Annotated in this window: 4 protein-coding genes; all 4 read right to left on the minus strand. The window is 33.5% G+C overall.

The window, feature by feature from the left end:
* Positions 1-421: 421 nt before the first annotated feature.
* A complete protein-coding gene (locus GQ540_RS09465; RefSeq protein WP_291800399.1) occupies positions 422-1,534 on the minus strand; it encodes a glycosyltransferase family 4 protein in 1,113 nt (370 codons plus the stop codon).
* 3 nt (positions 1,535-1,537) lie between these two features.
* On the minus strand, positions 1,538-2,245 hold the full coding sequence (locus tag GQ540_RS09470; protein ID WP_291800401.1) for a WecB/TagA/CpsF family glycosyltransferase: 708 nt from the start codon (positions 2,243-2,245) through the stop codon (positions 1,538-1,540).
* The gene (locus GQ540_RS09475) at positions 2,238-3,452 is read right to left on the minus strand and encodes a delta-aminolevulinic acid dehydratase (RefSeq protein ID WP_291800402.1); all 1,215 of its coding nucleotides are present in this window, start codon (positions 3,450-3,452) and stop codon (positions 2,238-2,240) included. The genes GQ540_RS09470 and GQ540_RS09475 overlap by 8 nt, the downstream gene beginning before the upstream one ends.
* A partial coding sequence (locus tag GQ540_RS09480; protein WP_291800405.1) for a Gfo/Idh/MocA family oxidoreductase occupies positions 3,433-5,571 on the minus strand: 2,139 nt, incomplete at its 5' end. The genes GQ540_RS09475 and GQ540_RS09480, both read right to left, overlap by 20 nt.

Consider the following 5,571-nt stretch of genomic DNA (forward strand, 5'->3'; position numbering starts at 1 on the left):
GAGTGAATTTAACGAATGTTAATGAGTAAAATTAGTATCGAGAATCAAATTTTCGTTTTCAAAATAGTTCTCGATACAATTTTCTATCGAAAATTACTCGAACTGACATTCAAATGCATAAAATAAAACACTCTGCACAACGGGTTATTATTATTATTATTATTATTATTATTATTATTATTATTCTCGGACTTGATCCAAGACTTGTTACTTTTGTTCTTAATTACGTCATTGCGAACTTGATTCGGGGTCTGTTTGTTTGGAACACTTATCATAAGATCCCCAGTCAAGCTGAGGATGACGTTTGATTACCCTTCTCTCTTCATTTTAACCGTCATTGCGAAGTTTTGAAAAAACTGTGGTAATCTGTTTCTTTTCATGAGATTGCTTCGTTGTGAAAACGCCTCGCAATGACGGTTGATTACTCTACTCTCTCATCTACTTCAACAGCATTCTTCATTTTAACCCTCTTCCTCAATACATATAACACCCCTAAAAATAGTACAAAAACAACCGTCAAAATTCCTGACATTTGAAAACTATCAAAAATAGAAGCTAAATAGATAAATCCTATCACCAATACATAATTTACAAACCCCGTTAAAAATGTGACTTTAAAATGCGAAAAACCAAGATCTAACAATAAATGATGCACATGGTTTCTATCTGGGTAAAAAGGACTTTTGTTGGCTAATAATCGTATACCAATTACCCGAATCATATCAAACAATGGTATAAACAAGATAGCTGCTATAATTATTAATTTATTTTCAGGATTAAAAGTGAATTTTTCAAATAATGAAGCATCCATTGCTAAAAACTTTAAGGTAAAAAAACCAATACAATAGCCTATGAGTAATGAACCGGTATCTCCCATAAATATTTTTTTTGTGGAAGATAAATTATACCGTAAATAGGCTAATAAGATACCTATTAAACTGATACAGAGTAAAAAGTAATAATACAACCCTGTACCATAAAATATTAATGAATAGATACTAAAAATTACAATCCCAACCACTGCTGCAAGTCCATCAACACCATCAATTAAATTGTATGCATTTATAATTGTTACTATGATTAAAATTGATAAGCCAATGGATACAATCATGGGTAGTTGGTGCACTCCTAAAAAACCATTTAGGGAAATTACTTGCATACAATTACAAAATAACAAAAAGAAAATGGCCATTATTTCACCAATTAACTTAGCCTTTGGAGATGACACTACTAAATCATCTTTTAAACCTACAGCAACAATCAAAGTAATTCCTGCAATAAAGTTAAGTCCAATTAAATCTATGTCCCAATCTTTCAAAAGAAACACCATAAAAATGAGTGTTAAAAAAAAAGCAAATCCAGCCATCGTTGGTGTTGCATTTTTATGAGCACTCCGCATATCAGGGTGGTCTATTAAATTTTTTGAATGAACTATCCAGGCTATTTTAGGAATAATTATATACACCAATGCAAACGCTACAATTAATGCTAAAAAGCCAGCAATGTGTATATTTGAAAATACGTATTTGAGCATTAATTATATTTTTTTTAAAATTAAGAGCATCACAAATTTACATAAATGAATTTGTCTTCCAATTCTTAATGGTTGTTTTACTAATCTATAAGCCCATTCTAAATTATTTTTCACCCACCATTTTGGAGCCCTTTTAACATTTCCTGTAAACACATCAAAACTACCACCAAGGCCTTGATATAAAGCTGGATGGACTTCTAACATGTGTTCCATTAAAATTTCTTGTTTTGGTGAGCCCATAGCCACAAAAATAATAGTTGGTTGTTTATTTTTAATATCTTCAAGAAGTATGTTCTGTTCTTTTATCGAGTTTATATACCCATTTCTATAATTTAAAATTTGAATAGTTGGATAGTTACTTTTCAATTTAGCAACTGTTTTTTTTATAATTTCAGGCTTACTACCTACTAAATAAAATGAGTTGCTTTTATAAAACGCCTTAACAATCTCTAACCATAACTCACAACCTGGAATTTTTACAGCATCTTTTATTCCTTTCGTTTTTAATGCCAAAACTGCGCCTATTCCATCAGCATAACCAATATTGCTATTTATTATATTTCTTGTCTCATTGGTTGCATGTATAATCTTTTCGGCATTTACAGCAACTAATATTTTCTTTTCTTTTATAGCAAACAATAGCAATTCTTTTGCACTTTTAAATGGGTAAATATGTACTCCATTTACTGAGATAGGCTTCAACTTATTCATTACTACTTTTGTTGTTTTTTTCTAATAAATAACTACTCAACGCATGAAACATAAATGCGTTACTCCAGCGCATGTAAGATATTTTTGAACTTATTCCCTTTTTTAACTGATAGTAAAAATAGCCTCGTGGACTTTGCATATTATGAATAGTCCAATGTAAAACTTTATCAGCTAATAATTTATTTCTTTTGAATTTATTTAATTTTGAAAGTGTTACAAACAACTGTCCCGGACAATGAATATCTATGGGATATGTTTTGTTGTGATAATATTTTGGGGTTCCGTCCTCCATAAAAAAATTATGGATATAAAATTCAAATCCCTTATCTATATTTTTCTGAAACGAACTATCACCTGTATTTACCTGATAGTTCTGAATAGCATCCAGATTGTAACCGGTATGGAAACTGTCTTTCCATGATTGCACCGGCAGCAAGCCATACACCCACGAGCCGTCCTTCTTCTGACCTTTACAAGCTGCCAAAACAGCTTTTTGGGCTGCGCTTTTATATGTTTCGTTTTTGGTATAACGGTATGCAATACTTAATAATTTAGCTCCCAATAAAGAAGCATTATAAACCGTATTATTCCCTTCCTTTGGACTGTAAGAAAACAAAAAGCCATTGTTGTGTGGCGTTCGCGATAAATCATTCATTACAAACTTTGCAGAAGATAAAGCTATATTCAAGTATTCTTTATTTTCGGTTATTTCGTATGCCTCAAAAAGTGCAGCAGCACAAAAAGTAGTAGCCACTACTGTAGGTGTCTTTTTGGGAAACAAAAACAAACGGCGTGCCTGCCAGTCAAAATTATAACCCCAACAAGCGCCAGAATACCCTTTTGTTTGTAAAGAAATAAGCAATACTGCTAACTCATTAATTTGGGTTAGTAACTCTTCTTTTGTTCCAAAAGTTGTATTTCCAGACTCAGCCAATCTGTATAAATTACAATAGCCTGTTAAAAATAACCCGATACCTTTGGCATTGTATTCTTTGGATACTCCTAACAGTTTTCTAAAATTAATAGGAGATCTTTTAAACCCTTGTATCCAAGCCAAACGTGCCAAATCACAATGTTTAAAAGGTAAAGCATTAAACACTTTTGAATTTAATCCATCATAAGGATCCCAGCCTTTGAAGTTTTCTTCTTCGCAATATGCTTTGAGTTTTAAAAAACTAGCCGCTATGTTATATTTCAACTTGCTCACCTCCACGCTTTACAGATTCTAAAACTTTAAACGATGCTTTGGTAACTGCTACAATTTCATCAAAAGGAATTATTACCTGACCTTCATTAAGTAAACCATTTACAAATGCACTTACCATTTCTTTTTGCCCTTTATTTTGATTGAAAAGTTTCTCTTTTTTAGGATTTCCTTTTCCATAAATTTTCAACTCTTTAAAGTCGTTAAGTGTTGCAGACATGCCTGCCGAAAACACCTCAACATACTCTTTAGTCATCGATTTTGAACCATTTGCATAGTAAGCAACTACTCCAGATGAGCCATTTTCAAACTGAATCAAAATATTTAGCGTATCGTTTAACTGATTAGCATCTGGTAATGCTGTTGCCGAAACTTTTGTTGGAAGACTTCCATTAAGGAACGTTAGATAATCAATAAAATGACAAACTTCACCTAAAACACGTCCGCCTCCAATTTCTAGATCTTGAATCCAATTATCACCAGGAATAGCCCCAGCATTGATTCTATAAAGCATGGACATTGGATTATTTCCAATTGCTTTTTTTAATTTTGAAGATAATGGTGAAAACCGACGGTTAAACCCAACCATCACTGCTTTATTAGCTTTTGATTGTGCTTCTATAATTGATTCTAATTCAGATTCTAAAAGACATAATGGTTTTTCAACAAATACATTCTTATTGGCTTCTAAACTTTTTAAAACGTATGACCCATGTGAATCATGACGCGTAGCTACAAAAACAGTATTTGTTTTATCATCTAAAACATCAGCTTCTTGTGTGGCGCAAAACTGAAACTTAAATTTCTCAGCCACACGTTTTGACGTTGTTCCTGTATTGGTTAGTACACCTACCTTACTAACATCACTATTTTCAGGGATATTTGGCAATAGATTTCCTTGCGCATAACTACCTGCACCTATAAATGAGATATTTATTTTTCCCAGTTTATCAATTGCTGAAGTAGAAATTTTAGTTTTTGAAGCTATTTTTTCTGGATCATATTTTAAAGCAATACCTGTAAATGGTTCTGTTTTAGAAACGACTAAATCAAATGCAGCTTTTGCATTTTCAAACTCAAACTCGTGTGTGGTTAAATACTCTATATTGATTTTGTTGGTTGCAATTAAATTCTGAAACGCTTCCATATTACGCTTTTCTGTCCAGCGTACATAAGGCAACGGATAATCAATTCCTTTCTCTTCATAGTTTAGATCATAACGACCAGGTCCATAAGAACACGCCATTTTTAATTCTAATTCTTTACGATACCAAAACGGATCCCGATCGAAACCCGTAGGAACAGCACCTAAAACGACTACTTTCCCTTTTTTACGTGCAATAGCACCTGCAAAATTTATGGGGTCAAGGCTAGACGTAGCTGCTGCAATAATAACAGCATCTGCGCCATAACCATTTGTTGCATTTTGTATTTGCTCTTCTATTCCAGCTGTATTTCTGGTCATTCCTAAATCAACAACCGAATTATCAACCGCTTGTTTAACTGCTACTTCAGAAACATCAATTCCTATTACTGTAACTCCAGATGCTTTTAAAATGAGTGCTATTAATTGACCTAATAAACCAAGACCAATAACAACGCAAGATTCTCCCAATCGTACATCTGCTTGGCGAACCCCTTGCATGGATATTGCTCCCAAAGTATTGTATGCCGCATCTTTTAAATTAGCAACTTTAGCTAATTTAACACACAAATTTATTGGCACTGCAACTACCTCAGCATGATTGGCATAGCCAGCCCCTGCACAAGCCACTTTATCACCTACTTCAAATCCTGTCACACCTTCTCCTACTTCTAACACTTCTCCAGAACAGCTATAGCCTAAAGGAGAGTATGCATCTAGCTTTTTCATCACAGCTCTGTAGGTTTGTATAGGTCCTTGTTTTTTTAAGGTGTCAATCACTTGTTTTACTTGTTGTGGGCGCTCCTTCGCCTTGCCAATCAAACTTTTCCGAGCGGCAACTACGGTAGAACCTTCAGTTCCTGCACTGATGATAGAATAATGGTTTTTAACGATCACCATGCCTTTACCAACTTGTGGATAAGGAACCTCTTGAATGAGCATATCACCTGAACCTAATTTTTGTGTGAGTTGTTGCAT

The organism is Lutibacter sp. (genome assembly GCF_013139515.1).
Classification (GTDB): Bacteria; Bacteroidota; Bacteroidia; order Flavobacteriales; family Flavobacteriaceae; genus Lutibacter.